Annotated in this window: 21 protein-coding genes and 1 pseudogene; 9 read left to right on the forward strand and 13 right to left on the reverse strand. The window is 67.1% G+C overall.

The features are described from left to right. The first annotated feature begins 183 nt into the window (after positions 1–183). Positions 184–1,335, forward strand: coding sequence for an Mrp/NBP35 family ATP-binding protein (locus tag EET03_RS20020; protein WP_075543168.1), 1,152 nt, complete (start codon positions 184–186; stop codon positions 1,333–1,335). Positions 1,336–1,343: 8 nt separating this feature from the next. Here EET03_RS20020 and tatB read toward each other — a convergent pair whose 3' ends face one another. The 4 genes from tatB to sigE form a co-directional block, all read right to left on the reverse strand. Next, positions 1,344–1,745, reverse strand: a complete 402-nt coding sequence (gene tatB / locus EET03_RS20025) for a Sec-independent protein translocase protein TatB (protein WP_063469232.1) — start codon at positions 1,743–1,745, stop codon at positions 1,344–1,346. A gap of 52 nt (positions 1,746–1,797) precedes the next feature. Beyond that, positions 1,798–3,324, reverse strand: coding sequence for a serine protease HtrA (htrA, locus tag EET03_RS20030; protein ID WP_075543167.1), 1,527 nt, complete (start codon positions 3,322–3,324; stop codon positions 1,798–1,800). A 160-nt stretch (positions 3,325–3,484) separates the two neighbouring features. Continuing rightward, a complete protein-coding gene (gene rseA, locus EET03_RS20035) occupies positions 3,485–3,877 on the reverse strand; it encodes an anti-sigma E factor RseA (protein ID WP_075543172.1) in 393 nt (130 codons plus the stop codon). Positions 3,878–4,063: 186 nt separating this feature from the next. Next, a complete protein-coding gene (sigE, locus tag EET03_RS20040) occupies positions 4,064–4,828 on the reverse strand; it encodes an RNA polymerase sigma factor SigE (RefSeq protein WP_075543166.1) in 765 nt (254 codons plus the stop codon). A 225-nt stretch (positions 4,829–5,053) separates the two neighbouring features. On the opposite strand from sigE, the gene EET03_RS20045 reads away from it, so the two are divergent. From EET03_RS20045 to EET03_RS20075, 6 genes are all read left to right on the forward strand, one after another. Further along, on the forward strand, positions 5,054–5,728 hold the full coding sequence (locus tag EET03_RS20045) for an O-methyltransferase (RefSeq protein ID WP_075543171.1): 675 nt from the start codon (positions 5,054–5,056) through the stop codon (positions 5,726–5,728). A gap of 789 nt (positions 5,729–6,517) precedes the next feature. Next, the gene (locus EET03_RS20055; RefSeq protein ID WP_075543165.1) at positions 6,518–7,156 is read left to right on the forward strand and encodes a TetR/AcrR family transcriptional regulator; all 639 of its coding nucleotides are present in this window, start codon (positions 6,518–6,520) and stop codon (positions 7,154–7,156) included. After that, complete coding sequence (locus tag EET03_RS20060) at positions 7,146–8,084, forward strand: ABC transporter ATP-binding protein (protein ID WP_075543164.1); 939 nt, start codon at positions 7,146–7,148, stop codon at positions 8,082–8,084. Before EET03_RS20055 ends, EET03_RS20060 begins: the two co-directional genes overlap by 11 nt. Then, the gene (locus EET03_RS20065; protein ID WP_099193689.1) at positions 8,081–9,727 is read left to right on the forward strand and encodes an ABC transporter permease; all 1,647 of its coding nucleotides are present in this window, start codon (positions 8,081–8,083) and stop codon (positions 9,725–9,727) included. The genes EET03_RS20060 and EET03_RS20065 overlap by 4 nt, the downstream gene beginning before the upstream one ends. A 21-nt stretch (positions 9,728–9,748) precedes the next feature. After that, on the forward strand, positions 9,749–10,423 hold the full coding sequence (locus EET03_RS20070; RefSeq protein ID WP_075543163.1) for a methyltransferase family protein: 675 nt from the start codon (positions 9,749–9,751) through the stop codon (positions 10,421–10,423). Between the two features lie 62 nt (positions 10,424–10,485). Beyond that, complete coding sequence (locus EET03_RS20075) at positions 10,486–12,165, forward strand: CocE/NonD family hydrolase (protein WP_075543162.1); 1,680 nt, start codon at positions 10,486–10,488, stop codon at positions 12,163–12,165. A gap of 225 nt (positions 12,166–12,390) precedes the next feature. On the opposite strand, the gene glgC is transcribed toward EET03_RS20075, so the two are convergent. Next, positions 12,391–13,605, reverse strand: coding sequence for a glucose-1-phosphate adenylyltransferase (gene glgC / locus EET03_RS20080; RefSeq protein WP_075543161.1), 1,215 nt, complete (start codon positions 13,603–13,605; stop codon positions 12,391–12,393). A gap of 270 nt (positions 13,606–13,875) precedes the next feature. Here glgC and glgA point away from each other — a divergent pair, with 270 nt between their 5' ends. After that, positions 13,876–15,039, forward strand: a complete 1,164-nt coding sequence (glgA, locus tag EET03_RS20085) for a glycogen synthase (RefSeq protein WP_075543160.1) — start codon at positions 13,876–13,878, stop codon at positions 15,037–15,039. Positions 15,040–15,062: 23 nt separating this feature from the next. On the opposite strand, the gene EET03_RS20090 is transcribed toward glgA, so the two are convergent. From EET03_RS20090 to EET03_RS20120, 7 genes are all read right to left on the reverse strand, one after another. Then, entirely contained in the window at positions 15,063–15,230 is a 168-nt protein-coding gene (locus EET03_RS20090) for a DUF3117 domain-containing protein (RefSeq protein ID WP_011211259.1), read from the reverse strand. A gap of 314 nt (positions 15,231–15,544) precedes the next feature. Then, on the reverse strand, positions 15,545–16,120 hold the full coding sequence (locus EET03_RS20095) for a DNA-3-methyladenine glycosylase I (RefSeq protein WP_075543159.1): 576 nt from the start codon (positions 16,118–16,120) through the stop codon (positions 15,545–15,547). Further along, a complete protein-coding gene (locus EET03_RS20100) occupies positions 16,117–16,488 on the reverse strand; it encodes a DivIVA domain-containing protein (protein ID WP_075543158.1) in 372 nt (123 codons plus the stop codon). Before EET03_RS20100 ends, EET03_RS20095 begins: the two co-directional genes overlap by 4 nt. Before the next feature lie 39 nt (positions 16,489–16,527). After that, positions 16,528–17,517: a glucosyl-3-phosphoglycerate synthase gene (locus EET03_RS20105; RefSeq protein ID WP_063470289.1), complete on the reverse strand. Its 990-nt coding sequence runs from the start codon at positions 17,515–17,517 to the stop codon at positions 16,528–16,530. Next, complete coding sequence (folP, locus tag EET03_RS20110; RefSeq protein WP_425271542.1) at positions 17,514–18,338, reverse strand: dihydropteroate synthase; 825 nt, start codon at positions 18,336–18,338, stop codon at positions 17,514–17,516. Before folP ends, EET03_RS20105 begins: the two co-directional genes overlap by 4 nt. A gap of 213 nt (positions 18,339–18,551) precedes the next feature. Beyond that, positions 18,552–20,333: a long-chain-acyl-CoA synthetase FadD6 gene (gene fadD6, locus EET03_RS20115; protein ID WP_075543157.1), complete on the reverse strand. Its 1,782-nt coding sequence runs from the start codon at positions 20,331–20,333 to the stop codon at positions 18,552–18,554. Between the two features lie 52 nt (positions 20,334–20,385). After that, positions 20,386–20,955, reverse strand: coding sequence for a TIGR00730 family Rossman fold protein (locus EET03_RS20120; RefSeq protein WP_075543156.1), 570 nt, complete (start codon positions 20,953–20,955; stop codon positions 20,386–20,388). Between the two features lie 101 nt (positions 20,956–21,056). Here EET03_RS20120 and EET03_RS30915 point away from each other — a divergent pair, with 101 nt between their 5' ends. Next, the gene (locus EET03_RS30915) at positions 21,057–23,210 is read left to right on the forward strand and encodes an AAA family ATPase (RefSeq protein ID WP_099193691.1); all 2,154 of its coding nucleotides are present in this window, start codon (positions 21,057–21,059) and stop codon (positions 23,208–23,210) included. Between the two features lie 51 nt (positions 23,211–23,261). Here the strand turns inward: EET03_RS30915 and EET03_RS20130 are convergent. Beyond that, positions 23,262–23,528 (reverse strand): annotated as a pseudogene (locus EET03_RS20130) (PE family protein); the annotation flags it as partial. Positions 23,529–23,811: the final 283 nt, after the last annotated feature.

Here is a 23,811-nt window from a genome sequence, read left to right on the forward strand (position 1 = left end):
GCCCCAGCCCCGCCACCACCGGCTGCCCCGGCACCGTCCGGCTCGGCGTCGCCGAAACCGGCCGGGCCTTCGCATGCCCCGGCGCCCACCACGCCCGTGCCGGGCGGGCCGATGCTCACCCCGGTGAGCTGACCGGTCGACCGCCCGGCCGGCCGGAGCCGCCGCCGCATAAACTCGGCGTTGATGTCCGAAACTCGAGATGACGCCGCCGACCTGACCGCCGCAGTTCGCTCCGCGCTGGCGAAAGTGATCGACCCCGAACTACGGCGGCCCATCACCGAACTCGGAATGGTCAAGGGTATCGACGTCAGCCCGCAGGGCGAGGTCCATGTCGGGATCTACCTGACCACCGCGGCCTGCCCGAAGAAGTCGGAAATCACCGAGCGTGTCGCCCGGGCGGTGTCCGACGTTCCCGGCACCGGAGCCGTCCGGGTCAGCCTGGACGTCATGAGCGACGAGCAGCGCACCGAGTTGCGCAAACAGCTGCGCGGTGACGCGCGGGAACCGGTCATCCCGTTCGCCCAGCCAAGCTCCTTGACCCGGGTCTATGCCGTCGCTTCGGGCAAGGGCGGCGTCGGCAAGTCCACCGTCACGGTCAACCTGGCCGCGGCGATGGCCGCCCGTGGCCTGTCGGTCGGCGTGCTGGACGCCGACATTCACGGCCATTCCATTCCCCGGATGATGGGTACCACCGACCGGCCGACGCAGGTGGAGTCGATGATCCTGCCGCCCATCGCCCATGAGGTGCGGGTCATCTCGATCGCGCAATTCACCGAGGGCAACACGCCGGTGGTGTGGCGCGGGCCGATGCTGCACCGGGCGCTGCAGCAGTTCCTGGCCGACGTCTACTGGGGTGATCTGGACGTGCTGCTGCTCGACCTGCCGCCCGGGACCGGCGACGTCGCCATTTCGGTGGCTCAGCTGATTCCCAACGCCGAGATCCTGGTGGTGACCACGCCGCAGCTGGCCGCCGCCGAAGTGGCCGAACGGGCCGGCAGCATTGCCCTGCAGACCCGCCAGCGGATCGTCGGCGTCGTCGAAAACATGTCCGGGCTCACGCTGCCGGACGGCAGCACGCTGCAGGTGTTCGGCGAGGGCGGAGGTCAGCAGGTGGCCGAGCGGCTGACCCGCGCGATCGGCGCCGACGTGCCGCTGCTGGGTCGGATCCCGCTGGACCCGGCGCTAGTGGCCGCCGGTGACTCGGGCGTGCCGCTGGTCTTGAGTGCGCCGGATTCGGCGGTGGGTAAAGAGCTGCTCAACATTGCCGAGAGCTTGGCCTCACGGCGGCGCGGGCTGGCCGGCATGTCGCTGGGGCTCGACCCGACCCGGCGCTGAGCGGCTGTTCAGGTCGCGTCGGAATCGAACGGAGGACGGGCGGGCTCGTCGGGAACGGGCCGTTCCGTCCCGGGCGTCGGGTGGGCCGGCTGCGCCGGAGTCGCGGCGGCCGGCTGGTCGAAGTTGCCGGTGAAGAAGGAATCGTCGCCGTCGAGCAGGTGCTTGGTCAGCGCCGCGCGCGGCGTCATGCCCCGCAGCTTCTGCAGGTCGCTGATGTGCCCGCGAAGGTCGTCGAATTCAGGCCCCATGTCCTCGCGCAGCTGATTGGTCACGCCGCTGAGGTATTCCCGAGCCTGACGCAGCGCGCCCGCAGTCCAGCGGATCGCGCCGGGGAGCCGTTCCGGGCCAAGCACCACCAGCCCGACCACGACGAGTACGAGCATCTCCCCCCAACCGACGTTGGCGAACATCAGGTCGGATGGTGATGACCCGCTGCGCCCGGCTGCGCCGCGCTTGCGATCATCATGAGCTGGTATCGGGTTCGGGCTTGACCGTCAGCGTGACGTGGCGACCCTCGCGGACCACCTCCACCGGCGCGTCCTGCCCGATAGTCAGCTGCCGCACGGCGACGACGAATTCATCGGAGTCGGCCACCTTTCGGTCGCCGATTTTGACGATCACATCGTTTTCCAGAATTCCGCCCTTCTGCGCGGGGCTTCCGGCCTTCACGTTGGCCACCTGCGCACCCGATGCGATCGCGTTGCTCACCGAACGGGTGCTGATACCCAGCGTCGGGTGGACGATCTTTCCGTCCTTGATCAGCGTTTGGGCGACCACCTTCATCTCGTTGACCGGAATGGCGAAGCCCAGTCCGCTCGCGCTGTCCGAGAGCGACTTACCGGCGGTGTTGATGCCGATCACCTGCGAATCCATGTCGATCAGCGGACCGCCGGAGTTGCCGTGGTTGATCGAGGCGTCGGTCTGAAGCGCGTCGATCACCGTATCCGTGTCCGAACCCTCGCCCGACAGCGGGACGGGGCGGTGCAGTGCGCTGATGATGCCATGGGTCACGGTGCTGCGCAGTCCCAGCGGGGCTCCGGCGGCCAGCACCTCGTCGCCGACTCGCACCTTGCCGGAGTCACCGAGCCGGGCCACGGTCAGGTTGTCGACATTGTCGACCTTCAGGACGGCCAGGTCGGTCTTGGGATCGCGGCCCACCAGGCTGGCGGGTACCTCCTTGCCGTCGTTGAACACCACGGTCGTCTTGAACTGGCTGGGGTTGTTGGCGGCCTCGGAGATCACGTGGTTGTTGGTGACGATGTAGCCGCGACCGTCGATGATGACGCCGGAGCCCTGCATGCCCTCCTGGTCGCTCTTGGACTCGATGGTCACGACCGAGTCGGCGACCGCCGCGGCCACCTTGGTGAACCGGCCGGCCGGCTCCTCGGCGTTGCCGCTGGTCGACAACGTCACCTTCGACGTCGTGAACGCCTCGACGACTTCGGCGGTCTTGCGACCGATCACACCGCCGATCACCCCGATCACCAGCGCCAAGACGGCCAGGACAACCAGCGCGAGATAGGACACCTTGCCGCCGAACAGCACATCGCGCACCCCGAGCTTGCCCCGCTGGCCCAGCGCGCTGTGTGGTGGCGGCGGGGTCAGTGCCGGGGTTCCCAGCGCGGCCGCCGCGGCGGGATCGCGCCACGGATCATCAGGCTCGTCCTGCTGGCCGTCCTTTTCGGCGGCCAGCGCCCCGGCGTCGATGGGGTGGCGTTGCAGCGAGTCGACGCCGCCGGGTGGCCGGCTGAAGGCTTCCTCCAGCACCGGGTCGGCTGGTTGCTCGTGCGCTCGGAACTCGGCCTGGTCCTGGTACTTCGGCGGACGCACTCGCTCTGCCACAAACGAACCCTGCACCCCCGATGGTCGCCCGAACGCTTGACGCGATGCGGAATCGACCGGTGGCCGAAAGACTGGACGCGGCGCCAGGCGGGGGCCGCCGTCCCCCACACCGGTACTGCCACTGTTTTTGCCTTGGTCGGAGGTCACGTGATCCTCTTCTGGTTCTCTGCTGAGCGTTGGCGACACGGACCACGACGGCCCGCCCTGCCGGACGCGGCGTTATCGGTGTCCACCCTAGTATCCGTGACATTTCTGATGGCTGAAGCCAGCAGCCGGCCGGCCTTCATTCGGGGTGCAGCCAACCAAGCTAGCGACGCTTCCGCTGGCCACGGACATCGCGCGGAACGAAGGGATCCGGCAGCGGGGTCGCGTCGTCGGACGGCCGATGCGGGATTTCGGACAGCAACCCGAGCAGCGTGCTGGGGATGCGGATCGGGCGCGAGTCGCGTAGCGCGGCACGAGCACGGCTGTGGTCGTCTACTTCGGCAGCGCACTGCGGGCACAGCGACAGGTGATGCGCCGCGCGCAAGTGGGCGTTCATTGTCAGCTCACCATCGACAAACGCGGCAATGGCCTCGATGGAGAGGTGCTCGGTGGACCGGAACCGACGCGGCGCACCGACCGGCGCATCGCTTTGGGAAGCGAATTGGGTGGGAAGCCAGGAGAACGCGCGCCGAAACACATGTCCCCGGTCGGCCATCACCGGCTCCTTCCCTGCGCTTTCGAGCCTTTTCCAGGCGTCATCTAGCCATTTGTTGGCTTGGTATTTCGAATGTAGCGCGGCCCGGTGCCGGATAACCATCTTCAGCGAGTAAAACCCGAGGATTTGGGACCAGTTGGCAACCACGAAGTAGCCAAACCGATGGTTGGCTTGCTGGCGAGCGTCTTAACCGCCTGCCCTGGCCGGTCGTGCGTAAGCCTCGCCGTGTTCGGGATGGGCGGCAAGATAGTCGCGCAACGCCTGGCGTCCGCGGTGAATCCGGCTCCGCACGGTGCCGAGCTTGACACCGAGGGTGGCGCCAATCTCCTCGTAGGACAGACCTTCGATATCGCACAACACGACTGCGGCACGGAACTCCGGCGGCAGCGAATCGAGGGCAGCCTGCAAATCGGGCCCCAGACGTGCGTCGTGATAGATCTGCTCGGGGTTGGGGTCGTCGGCAGGCACCCGGTCGTAGTCCTCGGGCAACGCCTCCATCCGGATGCGGGTCCGGCGGCGGACCATGTCGAGAAACAGGTTGGTGGTGATGCGGTGCAACCAGCCCTCGAAGGTCCCCGGCTGGTAGTTCTGGACCGACCGGAAAACCCTGATGAACGTTTCTTGCGTCAGGTCCTCGGCATCGTGCTGATTGCCGGAGAGCCGATAGGCCAGCCGGTACACCCGGTCGGCGTGCTGGCGCACCAACTCGTCCCACGACGGCATTGTGGCCTTGTCCCCGGTCGCGTCGAATACAGCCGTACCCAGCAACCCGTCGGACGGTTCGACCCACTCGTCATCGCGGATCTGTCGGGGGTGAGACATGGTTGTCGTGCTCAAAGTGGCGATGTCCTGTCCCTCCGGAACTCCCCTGCCATCAAGAGTTGGCAGCTCGTCTCCGGCAACGCGAAGTTGCCACTCAGTATTCCCCGCCCAGCGTCCGCCTCGTTCCATACCGATACCGTCGCGTACCGGCGTGTGGGCGGTATATGAGCAAACTGAGCTTTAGCTGAGAAACCATTTTGTTACCTGGATTTTCCTGGGCTTTTCGGTGGCGGGGTGACCTTCATCGCGCGACGCATCCCGGGCGTGTCCGCAGCGGCTGCGCGGTGCGGGTGCAGGTCCGGCCATCGGGCGCGCCTGCCCGACGGCGTCGCCGATCCGGCATACGCTGCCGACATGGACGGCACCGGTGACAGCTCGGTCGCCCACGGCCCGCAGGCCCCCAGTCGAGCCGAACTGATGTCTGCGCACGCCGAGGGGTCGATATCTGAAGACGCGATCCTGACCAGCGCCCGTGAGCGGGCCATGGACATCGGCGCCGGAGCGGTGACTCCCGCGGTCGGCGCCCTGCTGAGCCTGCTGGCCAAGCTCAGCGGCGGCAAGGCGGTCGCCGAGGTGGGTACCGGAGCGGGTGTCAGCGGACTGTGGTTGCTGTCCGGCATGAGCAATGACGGCGTGCTGACCACAATCGATATCGAGCCCGAGCACCTACGGCTCGCCAAGCAGGCCTTCCACGAGGCGGGAATCGGACCGTCGCGCACCAGACTGATCGGCGGGCGTGCCCAAGAGGTGTTGACCCGACTCGCCGACGAAGCCTATGACCTGGTATTCGTCGACGCCGACCCGATGGACCAACCGGACTACGTGGTCGAGGGTGTGCGGTTGCTGCGACCCGGCGGGGTCATCGTGGTGCACCGGGCAGCGCTGGGCGGACGGGCCGGTGATCCGGCGGCACGCGACGCCGAGGTGACCGCGGTCCGGGAGGCGGCCCGACTGATCGCCGAGGACGAACGGCTCACCCCGGCACTGGTGCCGCTGGGTGATGGGCTGCTGGCCGCCGTCCGGGATTAGGAGAAAGCTCGGATTTGGCCGAGTGCTCGTCTGGCTTCTACGACGTTCGCGTCGAATCGTCCACGGTGGATCCACCCGTGACCGCCGCGGGGATCGGCCTGGGCTTGATCGCCGCCGAACAGATTCCGGCGGTAGGAGGCAGCAACGCGAACATGTTGCCCTCAGGTACCTGATGGCAAACAAGCCTCGCGTCCACGAGTTCCCGACCGCCCCCTCCACACCCAGTGCTTCACTGCTCAGGCCGATAATCCAGCGAGGCGCACCGGCCAACGATCAGGGGCACATGAACGAAATCGGCGGGCAGACAAACGTGCCCGGGTCAAGTGGGCCTTCGGCATAGACCCCTGGCTGGCCTGATACCTGGTGGTATTCGTGGCAGATGTTCATGTCCCAGCCAGTCGCCAGGTCTCGAACCCGAAAATCAACTGGGTCTCCCGGGCAAGGTGCCGTGGCAGACCGGGTCGCACCGAACATCGGCACCCGCAGTCGCGGCGCCCGGCCCTTCCATGTCCGCGCCCATCCTCAGGGAGCATGTTCTTTTGCTGCGCCCAAGTACACATTGGCGGCGCCGCTATCGATCCCAAATTGCGTAATCGCACGAAACGCGTTGAGGCCGACATCACATAGGGAAGGTCCGGCATCTCGTCGGCTGCCGCGTCGGTTGGCCACTCGGTAGGCCGATGACGCATGGGCGGCCGCGTCCGCGGTCTTGCAGAACTGAACAAAGGCCCGCAGAGACACAGGCCACCTCCTTGACTTTGTCCTGAACGACCGTTTAACCTACTGAACATGCGTTCAGTCGACTTGACTGCGGCGGCCCGCATCAGAGACGCGGCCATCGAGCAGTTCGGTCAGCATGGCTTCGGCGTTGGACTGCGAACCATCGCCGAAGCCGCGGGAGTGAGCGCCGCCCTGGTCATCCACCATTTCGGCTCCAAGGAGGGTTTGCGCAAGGCCTGCGACGACTACGTCGCCGAAGAGATCCGCAGCGAAAAGTCGACGGCCATGCAGTCCAACGACCCGGCCACCTGGCTCGGCCAGCTCGCCCAAGTCGAGTCCTACGCACCACTGATGGCCTACCTGGTGCGCAGCATGCAATCCGGCGGTGAATTGGCAATGACGTTGTGGCAGACGATGATCGACAATGCCGAAGACTACCTCGAAGAAGGAGTGCGCGCCGGCACCGTCAACCCCAGCCGCGACCCGCAAGCCAGGGCCAAATACCTGGCCATCACCGGCGGTGGCGGCTTTCTGTTGTACCTGCAAATGCACTCAACCCCAACCGATCTGCGTGCGGTACTCCGTGATTACACGCGCGACATGGTGCTGCCGGCGCTAGAGGTCTACACCGAGGGCCTGCTGACTGATCGCTCCATGTACGAGGCCTTCCTCGCCGAAGAGAAGCAAGGAGAATCCGATGTCCAGTGACAACGCCTCGACCCTCATCGATATTCGAGGGCTGATCAAGAACTTCGGGGTGGTGCGTGCGCTCGACGGCCTTGACCTCACCGTGCACGAAGGCGAGGTGCACGGATTTCTCGGACCCAATGGCGCCGGGAAGTCGACCACCATCCGGATCCTGTTAGGCCTGGCGAAAGCTGACGGCGGCAGTGCGCGGCTGCTGGGTCGCGACCCCTGGGCTGACGCGGTTCAGTTGCACCGCCAAATTGCCTATGTTCCAGGGGATGTCACATTGTGGCCGACGTTGACTGGTGGCGAGACGATCGATCTGCTGGCTCGGATGCGGGGGGGTATCGACGAGAAGCTTCGGGCGGAGTTGATCGAGCGCTTCGAGTTCGACCCTGGCAAGAAGGTACGCACCTACTCGAAAGGCAACCGCCAGAAGGTGTCCCTGATTTCGGCATTTTCGTCACGGGCCAGGCTGCTGCTGCTGGACGAACCTTCCAGCGGGTTGGACCCGTTGATGGAGAACGTCTTTCAGCAATGTGTCAAGGAAGCGCGCGACCGTGGGGTCACCATCCTGCTCTCCAGCCATATTCTGGCCGAAACGGAAGCCCTGTGCGAACGGGTCACCATCATTCAGGCCGGCAAGACCGTCGAGAGCGGCTCATTGGAATCCATGCGCCACCTCAGCCGAACCTCGATCAAGGCCGAAATGATCGGCGACCCGGGCGATCTCACCAGGATCAAGGGCGTCGAGGACGTTACGGTCGAGGGCACCACGGTGCGGGCCCAGGTCGACAGCGAAAGCCTGGGTGAACTGGTCCGGGTGCTCGGTGACGCCGGGGTGCGCAGTCTGGTCAGCCAACCACCTTCGCTCGAGGAACTTTTCCTGCGCCACTACAGCGTCGGCTCGCGCGCCGGCGAACACGCCCAGGAGGTACCGGCGACATGAGCACCGCAACGCTGAATCGCCCGCGCCCCGAACCACAATCTGCACCGCCACGCGGCTCGGCTTTCACCGGCACCCTCGGACTGCTGCGGCTTTACCTGCGTCGCGACCGCGTGGTGTTGCCGCTGTGGGTGTTGCTGCTCTCGGCGCCGCTGGCCACGGTGTACGTGAGCAGTATCGAGAAGGTCTACCCCACCCAGCAGGATCGTGCGGGGTTCGTGGCCTCGATCGCGGCCAGCCCGGCCCAGCGAGCGCTCTATGGTCAGGTCTACAACGACAGTCTCGGCGCCGTCGGCGTCTGGAAAGCCGGAATGTTTCACACCCTCATCGCGGTGGCGGTCATCCTCACCGTTATCCGCCACACCCGGGCCGACGAGGAGACCGGCCGCGCCGAGCTGATCGAGTCCACCGCCGTCGGCCGCTACGCGAGCCTCAGTGCGGCACTGCTGTTGTCGTTTTCGGCATCGATCGCTACCGGTGCTATCGGTGCGGCGGGGCTGCTGACCACCAAGGTGGCACCAGCCGGGTCGCTGGCCTTCGGCGCGGCCCTGGCCGGGTCGGGATTGGTGTTCACCGCCGTGGCCGCCGTCGCCGCGCAGCTATCGCCCAGCGCCCGAGTGACCCGGGGTGTCGCGTTCGCCGTGCTCGGCACGGTGTTCGCGCTAAGGGCCGTCGGTGACGCCGGATCGGGCGCGCTGTCCTGGTTTTCCCCGCTGGGGTGGTCACTTCAGGTCAGGCCCTATGCGGGGGATCACTGGTGGGTGTTGCTACTGCACCTGGCGACGGCCGCCGCGCTGACCGTGGTGGCCTATCGGCTGCTCGCCGGCCGCGACGTCGGCGCCGGGCTCATCGCCGAACGCGGCGGCCCCGTCGCCGCCGCACCCTGGCTGGGCAACGTCTTCGGGCTGGCGTGGCGGCTTGACCGCGGCGCGGTGCTGGTCTGGACCGTGGGGCTGGTGCTTTACGGCCTGTTGATCGGCAGCGTGGTGCACGGCATCGGACAGGAGTTGGGCAGTGGCACCGCGGTACGAGACATCGTCGCGCGGTTGGGCGGCACCAGCGTGCTGGAGCAAGCCTTTGTCGCGGTGGGCTTCACCATGCTGGGCATGATCTCCGCCGCGTTCGCCGTCTCGGTGTCGCTACGCCTGCACCAGGAGGAACTCGCACAGCACGCCGAGACCCTGCTCGCCGGATCGGTGTCCCGGATTCGGTTACTGTCAAGCCATTTGGTGATCGCGCTGGCCGCGCCTGCGGCGGCGATACTGCTCGGCGGCGTGGTCACCGGCCTTACCTACGGCGCCGCCGCCGGCGACCTCGGCGGCAAGCTGACCACCGCTGTCGCCACCGCGGCGGTCCAGCTGCCGGGCGTCTGGCTGCTGTCCGCGGTGACCATCGCATTGTTCGGTGTGGCACCGCGGTTCACCCCGGTGGCGTGGGGGGTGCTGGTCGGCTTCGTCGCGTTGTACCTGCTTGGTTCGTTGTCGGGGTTCCCGCAGTGGGTGCTGGACTTGGAACCTTTCGCACACACTCCGCGAGTTGGCGGCAGCGACTTCACCGCCGAGCCACTGCTGTGGCTGCTGGCGATCGATGCGGGATTGACCACGTTGGGCGCCGTGGCTTTTCAACGGCGTGACATGCGGAGTTAGCCGAGAGCATCGGGAGGGGATATGAAAACTGGTCTGCGGGCCGTGATCTCGGGGCTGGCCGGTCTGGCCGTATTCGGATTCGTGCTGTTTTACCCTGCGGGCACGTTCAACTATTGGCAGGCATGGGTTTTCATCGCAGTATTCACGGTTGCAACGATGGTGCCCAGCATCTACCTGGCCCGGACAAACCCGGCCGCACTGCAGCGGCGCATGCACGCGGGACCGCGCGCGGAAACCAGAACTGCCCAAAAATTCATCATCATGGGCGCGTTCGTCGGTGTCTTCGCCATCATGGTGCTCAGCGTGCTCGACCATCGATTCGGGTGGTCGGCAGTGCCGATGGCGGTATGCGTAGTCGGCGACCTACTCGTCGCGACCGGACTCGGAATCGCCATGCTGGTGGTCGTCCAGAACAGTTACGCCGCCGCGACGGTGACGGTGGAGGCGGGCCAGAAGGTAGTGTCCAGCGGTTTCTACCGGTTCGTGCGGCACCCGATGTACGTCGGGAACGTGATCTTGATGGTGGGCATGCCGCTTGCGCTCGGCTCCTATTGGGGGCTGCTGGGTGTCATCCCGGGGATGCTCGCCCTCGTTTTCCGCATTCTGGACGAGGAGAAGGCACTCGCCGTCGAACTGGATGGATATCGCGACTACATGCAGCGGGTGCGCTATCGGTTACTGCCCCACGTCTGGTAGCAAGTCGGATCTGAGCTACGAAATTCGGTTGCTGCCAAGCCGGCACGTTCTAAGGTAACGGCGTGGCCAGAGATCCGGCACCCGCCCTGGACCGGCCGTGGCGACGGCCGGGGGCTCTTCGGTACGCACTCAGCCGGATTCGCGGAATCGTCAAACCCCCGGTCACCGTTACCGATCCCCCGGCCGACGTCCTCGTCGAGCGTGACGTCGACGTCATTACCCGCGACGGGACCGTATTGCGGGTCAACGTTTTCCGGCGATCCGGCGGGGCCGCCCGACCGGTCGTCGTCAGCATCCATCCCTACGGCAAGGACGATCTGCCGACCAGGCGGCGCAAGCGCTGGACCGTCCCCCGGCTATACCGGGTGCTGCGCCAACCCAAGCCGGTGAAATTCTCCGCCCTGACCGGTTGGGAGGCGCCGGACCCCGTCTGGTGGACCGCACACGGGTTCACCGTGGTCAATGCCGACTCGCGCGGCTGCGGTCGCTCTAACGGCACGGGGAGGCTGCTCTCCGCCCAGGAAGCAGAAGACACCTACGACCTGGTGCAGTGGGTGGCCGACCAGCCCTGGAGTGACGGCCGGGTGGTCATGCTCGGAGTGTCCTACCTGGCCATCAGCCAGTACGCCGTCGCCGCCCTGCAGCCACCGGCACTGCGGGCCATCTGCCCGTGGGAGGGCTTCACCGATGCCTACCGTGACCTGGCGTTTCCCGGCGGAATTCGCGAGGTCGGCTTCACCCGGTTTTGGTCACGCAACGTGCGTCGTACCCGGCAGGCCTACGACCTGGAGCAGATGCAGGCCGATCATCCGTTGCGCGACGAGGAATGGCGCGCAATCGTTCCCGATCTATCGGCGATCACGGTGCCGATGTTGGTCTGCGGCAGCTTCTCCGACAACAACCTGCACAGTCGCGGCTCGATCCGGGCGTTCACCGATGCCGGCTCCCGGCACGCCCGGCTCTATACGCATCGCGGTGGCAAGTGGGAGACGTTCTACTCCGAGTCCGCGTTGGCCGAGCAGCTCGAGTTCTTCCGCGACGTGCTCGACGGCGCACCCACGTCGCGCAGCGTTCGGCTCGAGGTTCGCGAAGATCGCGACACCATCGCCGCGGTGCGCGAGGAGGCTGAATGGCCCCTCGCCCGCACCCGTTGGCGGCCAATGTATCTTGCCGACGCTGGAATGCTGACGGCCGAAAGGCCGCCGAAAGCCGGCAGCGTCACATTCGAAACAAATTCTCGCGCAGCATCTTTCAACTGGACAGTGCCGTCCGACATCGAACTGACCGGACCTATGGTGGCCCGGCTGTGGGTGCAGCTGGACGGCGGCCAAGACGCGAACCTGTTCGTTGGCGTCGAGAAGTGGCGCGACGGGCGGTTCGTCGGATTCGAAGGGTCCTACGGCTGGGGCCGCGACCGGGTCACCACCGGCTGGCAGCGGGTCGCGCTGCGCGAGCTAGATCCTGAAGCCTCCCGGCCCTGGCAGCCGGTCCCGGCGTGCGTCCGGGCGCGGCCGGCTACCCCGGGCGAGGTGGTCGCCGTTGATGTCGCCCTCGGTCCGTCGGCGACGTTGTTTCGCGCCGGAGAGCAACTGCGCCTGGTGATCGCCGGTCGATGGTTATCCCCGCGCAACCCGCTCACGGGTCAATTCCCGGCCGCCTATCCTGACCCGCCGCGCAGTCGAATCACGCTGCGCTGGGGCCCCCGCTACGACGCCCACCTGCTGGTCCCAGAAATCCCCTGACCCGGTCACGGCCGGACAAGCCTGCACGTCCGGCTGCAACGCAGGCTGTGCAGGCGCGACGATCTGACGCAGTCGCCGGACGGTCCAGACCGCGACACGTTGCTGGCACCGCGCCGCTACCAAACCCGCTGGAAACCGTGCCGGGTGCGATGAACGCGGCTACCCAAGCGTGATCGGACACTGATCGGCGGCGTCTGACCACTCACCGGTGTCGTTCTACACGCTTCAGATCCAGACGCCCTTGCCCACCGCGACCACGCCGCCGGCGCTGACCGCGAACCTATCCCGGTCTCGGTCCAGGTCCACTCCCACCATCTCGCCAGGCCCCACGACGACGTTCTTGTCCAGGATCGCGTGGCGTACCACCGCGCCACGGCCGACCCGGGTGCCGGGCATGATCACACTGCCCTCCACGATGGCGCCGTCGTCGACAACGACATTGGACGACAACACCGAGTTGCGTACCGAGGCCGCCGAAATGATGCTGCCGGCACCGACCACCGACTCCTGCGCCGAACCTCCATTGACAAATTTCGCCGGCGCCAGGTTCTCCGACTCACCCCGGATGGGCCAGCGCCGGTTGTACAGGTTGAACACCGGGTGCACCGACACCAGATCCATGTGGGCGTCGTAGAACGCATCCAGCGTCCCGACGTCACGCCAGTAAGCTCGGTCGCGGTCGGTGGCACCCGGCACGTCGTTGTCGGAAAAGTCGTATACCGCCGCCATCCCGTCCTCCACCAGCCGCGGGATGATGTCCCCGCCCATGTCGTGATCCGAGTGATCGTCATCGGCGTCGGCGCGAATTGCGTCGATCAGCACCTTGGTGGTGAACACGTAGTTGCCCATAGAGACGAACGTGCTGGTGGGGTCATCGGGGGTGGCGGGGGGGTCCAGCGGCTTCTCGAGGAAGCTGCGGATGCATCCGGAGTCGTCGGCGTCAATGCAGCCGAACGCGCTGGCACCGGCACGCGAGACCCGGATGCCGGCCACCGTAGCGCCGGCACCGCTGTCGATGTGGAACCGGACCATCTGTTCCGGGTCCATCCGGTACACGTGATCGGCCCCGAAAACCACCAGGTAGTCGGGATCTTCGTCGTAGATGAGATTGAGCGACTGGTAGATCGCGTCGGCGGAGCCGGTGTACCAGCGCGGACCCAGACGCTGCTGCGCCGGCACCGGAGTGATGTACTCACCGGCCAAACCCGACAACCGCCAGTTCTGCGAAATGTGACGGTCCAGCGAATGTGACTTGTATTGGGTGAGAACGCAGATCCTGAGGTATCGGGCATTGACGAGATTGGAAAGCACGAAATCGATCAACCGGTAGGCGCCCCCGAAGGGAACCGCGGGTTTGGCCCGGTCCGCCGTCAACGGGTAAAGCCGCTTGCCCTCACCGCCGGCCAAAACGACGCCCAGCACGTGTGGCGCTTCCCTCATGGCCTCAAACCTATCGGCACCCGCGAACCGTTGCCAGGGGCATCCCTGTCTAACCGCCGTTGTGACGGGCTGCTGGCCAAGGTAATTGGCCGGTCCGTCCGGCTCCTCAACTGCCCGCAATGCGGGCCGCCTCGTCGCCGACACCACCCACCCGTCCGGCTCCTCAACTGCCCGCAATGCGGGCCGCCTCGTCGCCGACACCACCCACCCGTCCGGCTCCTCAACTGCCCGCAATGCGGGCCGCCTCGTCGCCGAACTACGGTGCTGCGTATGCGGGTAGCGATGATGACTCGGGAATACCCACCGGAGGTCTACGGCGGCGCCGGGGTACATGTCACCGAACTGGTATCCCAACTGCGGCGTTTATGCGCAGTCGACGTGCACTGCATGGGCGCGCCTCGTCCGGGAGCCATCACACATCAGCCCGACCCGCGGCTGCGCAACGCCAACACCGCACTGTCGACCCTGTCCGCGGACCTGGTGATGGCCAACGCCGCGAGTGCGGCCACGGTCGTGCATTCACACACCTGGTACACCGGTCTGGCGGGCCATTTGGCCGCGCTGCTTTACGACATCCCGCATGTGTTGACCGCGCACTCGCTCGAGCCGATGCGGCCGTGGAAAGCCGAGCAGCTAGGCGGCGGCTACCAGGTCTCGTCCTGGGTGGAGAACACCGCGGTGCTCGCCGCAGACGCCGTCATCGCCGTCAGCGCCGGTATGCGCGACGACCTGCTGCGCATCTATCCGACGCTGGACCCGGATGTGGTGCATGTGATCCGCAACGGGATCGACACCGACGTGTGGTATCCGGCCGGACCGGTGCGCACCGGGTCGGTACTGGCCGAACTCGGAGTCGACCCGAACCGGCCGATAGTGGCGTTCGTCGGCCGGATCACCCGGCAAAAAGGCGTTCCACATTTGCTGGCAGCGGCCCACCAGTTCAGCCCGGATATTCAGGTGGTGCTGTGCGCAGGGGCTCCCGACACCCCCGGGATCGCCGATGAGGTGCGGTCCGCAGTGGCCCAGCTGGCCCGCACCCGCACCGGCGTTTTCTGGGTGCGCGACATCCTCCCGATCGGGAAACTACGCGAACTACTCTCTGCTGCAATGGTTTTCGTATGCGCTTCGGTGTACGAGCCGTTGGGCATCGTCAACCTGGAGGCAATGGCCTGCGCAACCGCGGTAGTGGCCTCCGACGTTGGGGGGGTACCTGAGGTGGTCGCCGACGGGGTCACCGGGTCCCTGGTGCATTACGACCCTGATGACCCGAGCGGTTACGAGGCAAGGTTGGCCGAAGCGGTCAATGCGCTCGTCGCCGACCCTGCCACAGCGAAGCGTTACGGCCAGGCCGGACGTCAGCGTTGCATCGAGGAGTTCTCCTGGGCGCACATCGCCGGGCAGACGCTGGACATCTACCGGAAGGTCTGCCAGTGACGCACCACCCGCCCGGAGCTGATTCAGCTGGTAACGCTCTTCAGTTCGTCACCGAGGGCCGCGGCCTCGTCGGGCGTCAGCTCCACGACGAGACGGCCGCCACCCTCGAGTGGTACCCGCATCACGATGCCGCGCCCCTCTTTGGTTGCTTCCAGAGGACCGTCGCCGGTCCGGGGCTTCATCGCCGCCATCGAGTGCTCCCTCCAGATTCGAGCTGGCCCGCCCTCGCGGACCTGGTCGGCGCCGAGCATGCCCCGTAAGTGGATTCCCAGCCGTACCCGACATTGAACTGCCAAATCACCCCTCCATTGTTCCCTATTCCGGTTCACCAGGTGCACAAGACCCGGTTCTGTGGCCGTGCAGGGCTGTCAAACCCGCTTGCCGGTCCCCCTGCAGGATTTTCGGCGCCCGGCGTCAAGAGATGCCTGCAACACCTCTGCACGGGGACTTATGAGGATTCCCGCCGTCCTCGACCGCCCGGCACCGGGCCGTCGACGGCGCATACTCACCGGGGAGGTACCCAGCACGTGCGGACGTGGTCGTCCACCATTCCGGTGGCCTGCATCAGCGCGTAGCCGGTGGTGGGCCCGACGAAGCGAAACCCACGCCGTTTCAATTCGCGCGCCATCGCCGCGGATTCCGCAGTGGCTGAAGGGATTTCGGATAGGGTTGCCGGCCGCCGCCGGGGCGGCGGCGCGAACGACCACAGCAGGTCCGACAAGTCCTGCGCTGACCCGAGCTCGGCAGCAGCCCGCGCGTTGGCAATCGTGGCCACGATCTTGGCCCGGTTGCGCACAATGCCCGCGTCTGCCAGCAATCGCTGCACATCGGTGTCGGTGTAGTCGGCGACCGCCTCGATGTCGAACCCGGAAAACGCGCGCCGAAAGTTCTCCCGTTTACGCAAGATGGTCAACCACGACAGGCCGCTCTGGAAGGCCTCCAAGCTCATCCGCTCGAACAATGCCACCCCGCCGTACAGCGGGCGACCCCACTCCTGGTCGTGGTAGTTGCGGTAAAGCTCGGCGTCAGGCCCGGCGCGAACCACCGCCCAGCCGCAGCGCACCAAGCCGTCGTCGTTCACGTCGGGTTGGGACGGTCGTAAGCGACAGCGTCCACGTCAGCTGCCTCGGCGCCCTGCAGCCGGGCCTCGGCTTCACCGGCGGGCGATCCGTGGACGGCAGCCAGCTGGCCGCGCAGCGCATCCAACTCGCGGCCGAGCCGGTCCAGCACCCAGTCGACCTCGCTGGTCTTGTAGCCGCGCAGCACCTGCGTGAACTTGACCGCCTCGACGTCGGCCGCGGTGATGCCGGACGCGGGCAGCACCGTCGCCGTCGTCGCCCGCGGCAGCGGCGGCAACTGCTCGCCGCGCCCGAACAGCAGGCTCGCCGCACCGAACAACACGATCGCCACCAGGACCAGCACCACCAGGTACAGCAATACCAACGCCACGTCGTCGATCTTGCCCTAAGCGGCCGACAATCGGCGTGGTCAGCGGGGTCTCAGCACTTTCATCGGCGGCCGGTCGGCCAGCGAGACCGGCCAGGTGTGCTCGGTGTAGCCGTCACCGACGGCGAAGAACTGGGTCAACCCGACCCCGGAATCGGGGATTCCGCACCGGGACAGCAAGGTAGCCATGACCTGGCGGCTCATCGCGCCCAGCTCTGCCAGTGGCCGGTTGCGGTGGGCCCGCACGCCAAGGTTGACCTGCGCGATCGCGTCCAGGCCCAGCCGGTCGAAAGTGTCGACCAACAGACCGATCTCCACGCCGTAGCCGGGGGCGAACGGTAGGGACGTCAACAGCTCCCGGCTGGCCGCATACTCACCGCCCAGCGGCTGCAGCACGCCGCCCAGCTCGGGCCGCAGCGCCGCCAACAACGGTCGCGCCACCAGCTCGGTGACCCGGCCCCCACCGGTGGCCCCCGCACCGCCGCCGGCATCGCTGACGGTGAGCGGACGCCGGTAAAAGCTTTTGACCAGGTGAATACCGTCGCGGGTGAGCAGTGGGCCGACCAGCCACGGAACGAACATCGGGTGCGGGTTGACCAGGTCGGAGTCGACGAACACCACGATGTCGCCACTGGTGGCGGCCAGCGAGCGCCACAGCGCCTCACCCTTGCCCGGACGCGTCGGAACCTCGGGCAGCGCCTGTTCGCGGCTGACGACGCGGGCGCCGGCGGCGATGGCACGGATCTCGGTGTCGTCGGTGGAGCCGGAATCCAGGACGATCAGCTCATCGACCAGGCCGCCGGAGTCCCGGACCAACGGCGAGATGCTGTCGATCACCGATTCGATGGTTTCTTCCTCGTTGAGGGCCGGCAGCACCACCGAGATCGTCCGCCCCGCCTTGGCCGCCACCAGTTCGCCGATCGTCCAGCGGGGACGGTTCCAGCTGCGGTCCGACAACCAGGTGTCGCCGGGTTTGGCCGCCAGGATCGCGTCATGGGTGAGGTCGCCTGCGACCAACTCCGATGCCGTCATGCGAGTCCCCTCACCGTGCGCATCGGAGGTCGCGTGCCCTGGATGGAGGCCACCATCTCCAGCACTCGTCTGGTGGCCGCGACCTGGTGCACCCGAAACATGCGTGTTCCGGCAGCCGCTGCCAGCGCGGTGGCTGCCAGCGTTCCCTCCAGGCGTTGGGTCAGGTCCACCCCCAGAGTCTCCCCGATAAAGTCCTTGTTGCTCAAAGCCATGAGCACCGGCCACCCGGTCTTAACAAGATCGTCCACGTGGCGCAACAGCATCAGCCCGTGGAAAGTGTTCTTCCCGAAGTCGTGAGCCGGGTCGATCAGCACCCGATCGCGGGCTACTCCCGCTGCGACTGCTCGCTCGGCCGCGGCGGTGACCTCCCGAATGACGTCGTCCACGACACCGCGGGCGCTCGTACCGTAACTCACCCGGAACGGACGGGTGCGCGGCAGCGCTCCCCCGGTGTGGGCACACACCAGGCCCGCGCCGAACTCGGCCGCCACATCCGGTAACGCGAGGTCTACACCACCCCAGGTGTCGTTGATCAGATCGGCGCCGGCCGCGCAGGCCAGCCGGGCCACCTCCGAGCGCCAGGTGTCGACACTGATCAGCTGGTTGGGGTAGGCATCGCGCAGCCACTCGACGAACGGCAGCAGCCGGGCGATCTCGGTGCCGGCGTCGACGTCCTGCCCGGGGCCGGCTTTGACGCCACCGACATCGATGACGTCGGCCCCCTCATCGATGGCCCGGTGGGCGGCTTCTCTGGCGGCTCCGTCGCTGAAGGTCGCACCCTTGTCGTAGAACGAATCCGGGGTGCGGTTGACGATCGCCATGATCAGCGGACGATCCGCGGCGACTGGGCGGCCGCACAGCGTTGACTGCACGTCTACATAGTGCCCGACCATCGGGCCTGCGCTCAGCGCTACTCGACGGTGGGGTGAGCGCGCTGTGGGCGCAGTTTCGACGCCTTCAACGCAGGCTCGACGACCACGCTTGGCCCCAGCGCGCCAAGCGGCTCGATTAACGGGTGCGCTACCGCGGCGCCGTTACGCCCGGGGGCGTTTGCCGGCCGCCACTTCGTCGGGGTAGCCCGCATAGAACGGCACATAGCCCTCGTCGCGGCCGGCCAGGACATACAGCGGATCCTCGATATCCGCGCCGTAGGCCTGCTGACGGAGCTCCACTTTGCGGCTCTTGAACGTCGTGGTGTGCGCCATCGACTCGACCACCCGCACGAACAGCGGCAGGGCATAGCCGGGCAGCCGACCGTACACGGCCCGGGCCAGCGATTGCCCGTCGAACTCGGCGCCGTCGCGCAGCTTGATCGCGGCCATGCCGGCGCGGCCACCGGTGTTGGGCACCTCCACGCCGTAGACCGTGCACTCCTCGACCGCAGGGTCGGCCGACAGCGCCGCTTCCACCTGCGTGGTGGCAACGTTTTCGCCCTTCCACCGGAAGGTGTCGCCCAGCCGGTCGACGAACGCGGCATGCCCCATGCCCTGCGGACTCATCACGTCGCCGGTGTTGAACCAGCAGTCGCCGTCACGAAAAGCGTTGCGCACCAACTTCTTTTCGCTGGCCGCCGGGTCGGTGTAGCCGTCGAAAGGCTGCAGCCGGTTGACCGGGCTGAGCAATAGGCCCGGCTCACCGGGGGGCACCCGGCGTACCCGGCCACTCTCGTTGCGCAGCGGAGCTCCGGTGTCCGGGTCGTATTCCACGTAGGCCAGCGGCAACGGCGAAACGCCGGTGGTTCTGGGCACGTTGAAGATGTTGATGAAAGCGGAGTTCCCCTCGCTGGCAGCGTAGAACTCGCAGACGCGCGCAATGCCGAACCGCTCGGTGAACTCGTCCCAGATCTCCGGCCGCAGGCCGTTGCCGGTGATCACGCGCACCCGGTGCGCGCGGTCGGTCGATTTGGCCGGCTGGTTGAGCAGATAACGGCAGATCTCGCCGATGTAGATGAACGAGGTGGCGCCGCTGGCGATCACCTCGTCCCAGAACCGCGAAGCCGAAAACGATGCGCCCAGCGCCAACGTCGCCCCGGAATTGATCACCGACGACACCGCCACCGTCAGCGCGTTGTTGTGGTACAGCGGCAGACAGCTGTACAGCGTGTCGGAGCTCTTCAGCCGCAGCCCCATGCCGCCGAACACCGCCAGCGCCCGCAACCACCGGTGGTGAGTCATCACGCTGGCTTTGGGGAAGCCGGTGGTGCCCGAGGTGAAAATGTAGAACGCGGTGTCCTTGGCTCGCACCCCCGCGGCTGAAGCCGGGTTGTGGGCTGGAGCGGTGGCGGCGAAGCGCTCCAGGTCGTCGACGGTCACCACCTCGCCGGCCGGGCCGCCGCTTTCGCTGACGGCGCTGACCAGGTCCGACTCGGCGAGCAACAGCTTGGCGTCCAACAGGCCCAGGCTGTGGGCGAGCACCTCGCCGCGCTGGTGGTAGTTGAGCATGCCGGCGACGGCGCCACACTTGACGACGGCCAGCATCGCCAGCACCGTGTTGGGCGAGTTGCGCAGCATGATGCCGACCACGTCGCCGGGGCCGACACCTCGGGCGGCCAGCACCGCGGCGTACCGGTTGGCGATCGCGTTGGCCTCGCGATAGGTCAACTGCTGCTCGCCGAACTTCACGAAGACCCGGTCACCGAAGCGGGCGGCCCGGTCCTGGAAAACGCTCCCGATCGATGCCTTGGACGTCGGCCGGGCCAGAAAACCGGTCACCGCCCCCCGCACGATCGACGGGGTGTCGGCCAGCACTGCGGGCACCCGGGCTGCGACGTCGGTGAGCTTGACCCGTGCGCGCGCGCCACCCTGGTGATCGGACACGTTCTCCCTCGATTCGCTGCTGAGAAGTGACGGGCGCGGCGCCCATGCCCGGTCACACGGGTGCGCACAACTCCAGCGCCGCGCCCACCTTATCGACCACCGTCAGCCGCTCCATTGCTACCTGCGCGATGTAACCGGTATCGACCAATCCGTTCAGCCACGCCAACAGACCGTCGTAGTGTCCCCACGGGTCGAGGATCACGATGGGTTTGCGGTGCATACCCAGATAGCCGGTAGTCCAGGCATCGAGAAGCTCATCCAACGTCCCTAAGCCACCCGGCAGCACGATGAATCCGTCGGCGCGTTCCTCCATGATGTGCTTACGCTCGCGCATGGTGTCGGTGACGATCAGCTCGTTGGCCGCGTCAGCGTCGGACAGTTCGCGGCGGATCAGCAACTTGGGAATCACGCCGACGGTCCGGCCGCCGCGCGCGTGCGCCGCCCCGGCGACAGCGCCCATGGCCGACAGGTTGCCGCCGCCCCAGACCAGGGTCCAGCCGGAGTCGGCGATTGCCTCTCCGAGCTCCGCGGCGAGCTCGAGCAATTCCGAGTGCGTCGGTCCGGCCGCGCAGTAGACACATACGGCCCACTCGCGTTCGGTTGAGTCGAGTCTTGGGCACATATACCGAAACGTAGACCAACGCCGGCTCGGGGGCGGCGGAACGCAAGCAGAATTGGGCCACCCTTGCGCCAGTTCATATCGAGCGCCATAAGATTTCAGCGGTGGCCATTCGATGGAACGTCCCGCAACATGCGGCCGCGCTGGAGCGGCTGGACGTTTCTCTGGGTGACGCATCGGCTACCGGGGGGGCCGTCGTCCTCGGACCCGATGGCGTCGGCAAATCCACCTTGGCCCGGTTAGCGGCCGAACAATTCTGCCGCCGGCACCCGGCCACTCTCATCCGCTGGGTCATCGGCACCCCGACCGAACGCGTGGTGCCATTCGGCGCCTTCGGCCATCTGGTGAACATCGCCGAGCTTGGCAAGCCGGCCGCCTTACTGCGGGCCGCCCGGGCATCGCTGAGCGGCGACGATCAGCAAGGCGATTTGCTGCTCATCGTCGACGACGCCCACAACCTGGACATCCTGTCGGCCACCCTGGTGTACCAATTGGCGCTGACCGGTACGGGCCGGATGATCGTCACCGCCCGCGGCGCGGATGTCAGCGCCGCGCCCGAGGCCATCGCAGCGCTGTGGACCGACGGTTTGCTGGACCGGATCGACATCGAGCCGCCGGGCGGAGCGACCGAACCGGGCGAGGTCGACGAATTCATCGCCGAACTGCCCGCCGCGGCGCGGTCGGTCCTGGATTACCTCGCCATTGCAGAACCCTTGTCGCTCGCGGACCTGACATACCTCGCCGGTGACGGCGCCGTGCAGCAAGCGGAGGAGCTGGGAGCGGTGGAAACCCGGGTACGGGGCGGACACGCCGAGGACCCGGTGGTCTACACGGCGCACCCGCTGTTCGCCGAACGCGCGCGTGCGGCGCTGGGCCACGACGGGGCGCGACGACTCCGAACCGACATAGTCGCGCTGCTGTCGCGGCATCCGACCGAACACCTCAGCGACCGGCTGCGGCTGGCGTCGCTCGCACTGGACAGCGAAGCCGCGCAGCCGCTGACAGAGGTCGTCGACGCCGCGCAGCAGGCGCTGCGACTGGGCGACGTGCGGCTTGCCGAGCGGTTGGCCCGAGCGGCGCTGGATCGCTCGGCCGCACTGGACGCACGACTGGTGCTGGCCCAGGCGCTGAGCTGGCAGGGACGCGGCCGGGAAGCCGCCGGAGTGCTGGCGGCGGTGGACCCTGACGGCCTGTCCGAGACCGAGCTGAGGGCGTGGGCGGTACCGCGGGCGGCCAACCAGTTCTGGATGCTCGGCGAGCCGGAGCGGGCCACGGCGTTCCTGCAGACGACCCGAAACCGGATCGCCGAGCCCACCGCGCAGGCCGAGCTGGACGCGTTGACGGCGACGTTCGCCATGAACGCCGGCAACCTGCCGCGGGCAATCACGCTGGCCGGCAAGGTGTTGTCCCAACCGTCCCCCGGCGACACGGCCGTGGCCTGGGCGGCGAGCGCGGCCGCGCTGTCCTCGGCTCGAATGGGTCGCTTCCGCGACGTCGAGCCACTGGCCCAACGGGCGTCGGCCGCCGAGCATCCCGGGCTGCTGCGGTTCACCGTGGGCCTGGCTCAGATCACCTCGCTACTGATGGCGGGTGAGGTCGCCCAGGCTCAGGCGCTGGCCCAGCAGTTCACCGACTTTGCCGAGCTGCAGCAGCCCGGTCGGGCCATCGGTGAGGTGCTGCTGGGACACGTGCTGCTCACCAAGGGCGAATTCGATGCTGCGGCATCGCTATTGGAGCCCGCCGCCGCCGAACTGGAACGCAGCGGCTATTCCTGGGGTCCGCTGTCGCTGATGCTACTGGCCACCGCCATCGCGCAGCAGGGCCGCATCGCCGAGTCCGCGAAAGCGTTGCGGCGCGCCGAAACCCGACACGGTACCAAGTCAGCGTTGTTCGCACCCGAACTCATGCTCGCCCGCGCGTGGACCAAAGCGGCCGCCCGGGACAAGGCCGGCGCAATCGCCGATGCCCGCGAGGCGGCCCGGACCGCTGAGCGTGGCGGGCAGTCGACGGTGGCGCTTCGGGCCTGGCACGACGCCGTTCGCCTCGGCGATATCCGGGCGGTAGTCCCGGTGACCCGGCTGGCCACCGAAATCGACTGCCTGGTAGGTGATCTCGTGGCCAAACAGGCCCGCGCGCTCGCCGATGGCGACGCTGCCGCGCTGACCGCGGTAGCCGAAGAGCTGGCCGCGATCGGGATGGCCGCCGCGGCTTCGGACGCAGCAGCAGCCGCGGTGGCGAACCAGTCGGGCTCGGTGTGACTCTCGGACCCAGGCGTCGCGACGGCGGCGGTTTCCGGTTTGCCCGAGCGACCCAATCGCGTAACTAACACCAGACTCAGCAACACTGGTCCCCGAACGGCCCAGCTCTTCGACTCCCTCCGCGGCGGCCGCAACATGCTCGCCAGCCACCGCGCTGAACCCGGCCGCGGTCTCCAGCGACACCGGGTCCGCCGCCGGTGGTACCACCGCCGTAATCGCCGGTATTGCAGCAGCATGTGCAGCAGCCAGGCGAGCCGTCAGTGCGTCCACCGCTGCACTTGCCGCCGCTAAACCCTCAGGAACCACTCGTAACATCAACCGCAACTCCTCAATTAATCGACGAATCCGCTGCGTATGGAAGTCCGCGTGCTCACAACCGTTGGAGCAGAACATCTTTGAAGCCCCGCCCGCATAAGCAACGCGCCTGATGAATTCTCGACCAGCTGCACACGAGAGTTACAGGGCCAAATCATCCCAATCCACCCCGCAACATGTGGCAGAGCGCTCAAGTTGGCGGACGACGGCGACGCCCGGTTGTGCGAAACGACCACGCGAACTGCTTGTGCAATGGGCACAGTGCACCATTCGGACTGTCCACAGC

Origin of the sequence: Mycobacterium innocens (genome assembly GCF_900566055.1) — a bacterium.
Taxonomy (GTDB): Bacteria; Actinomycetota; Actinomycetes; order Mycobacteriales; family Mycobacteriaceae; genus Mycobacterium; species Mycobacterium innocens.

Bases quoted from the DNA above. Each gene is read 5' to 3' on its own strand.
- EET03_RS20105 (WP_063470289.1), bottom strand. From the start codon at position 17,517: ATGACGGCATCGGAGTTGGTCGCAGGCGACCTCACCCATGACGCGATC.
- sigE (WP_075543166.1), bottom strand. From the start codon at position 4,828: ATGGAACGAGGCGGACGCTGGGCGGGGAATACTGAGTGGCAACTTCGC.
- glgC (WP_075543161.1), bottom strand. From the start codon at position 13,605: ATGAGGGAAGCGCCACACGTGCTGGGCGTCGTTTTGGCCGGCGGTGAG.
- EET03_RS20070 (WP_075543163.1), top strand. From the start codon at position 9,749: ATGAAAACTGGTCTGCGGGCCGTGATCTCGGGGCTGGCCGGTCTGGCC.
- EET03_RS20060 (WP_075543164.1), top strand. From the start codon at position 7,146: ATGTCCAGTGACAACGCCTCGACCCTCATCGATATTCGAGGGCTGATC.
- EET03_RS20020 (WP_075543168.1), top strand. From the start codon at position 184: ATGTCCGAAACTCGAGATGACGCCGCCGACCTGACCGCCGCAGTTCGC.
- folP (WP_425271542.1), bottom strand. From the start codon at position 18,338: ATGGCGATCGTCAACCGCACCCCGGATTCGTTCTACGACAAGGGTGCG.
- tatB (WP_063469232.1), bottom strand. From the start codon at position 1,745: ATGTTCGCCAACGTCGGTTGGGGGGAGATGCTCGTACTCGTCGTGGTC.
- EET03_RS20055 (WP_075543165.1), top strand. From the start codon at position 6,518: ATGCGTTCAGTCGACTTGACTGCGGCGGCCCGCATCAGAGACGCGGCC.
- EET03_RS20120 (WP_075543156.1), bottom strand. From the start codon at position 20,955: ATGTGCCCAAGACTCGACTCAACCGAACGCGAGTGGGCCGTATGTGTC.
- rseA (WP_075543172.1), bottom strand. From the start codon at position 3,877: ATGGCCGACCGGGGACATGTGTTTCGGCGCGCGTTCTCCTGGCTTCCC.
- glgA (WP_075543160.1), top strand. From the start codon at position 13,876: ATGCGGGTAGCGATGATGACTCGGGAATACCCACCGGAGGTCTACGGC.
- EET03_RS20065 (WP_099193689.1), top strand. From the start codon at position 8,081: ATGAGCACCGCAACGCTGAATCGCCCGCGCCCCGAACCACAATCTGCA.
- EET03_RS20090 (WP_011211259.1), bottom strand. From the start codon at position 15,230: ATGGCGGCGATGAAGCCCCGGACCGGCGACGGTCCTCTGGAAGCAACC.
- EET03_RS20045 (WP_075543171.1), top strand. From the start codon at position 5,054: ATGGACGGCACCGGTGACAGCTCGGTCGCCCACGGCCCGCAGGCCCCC.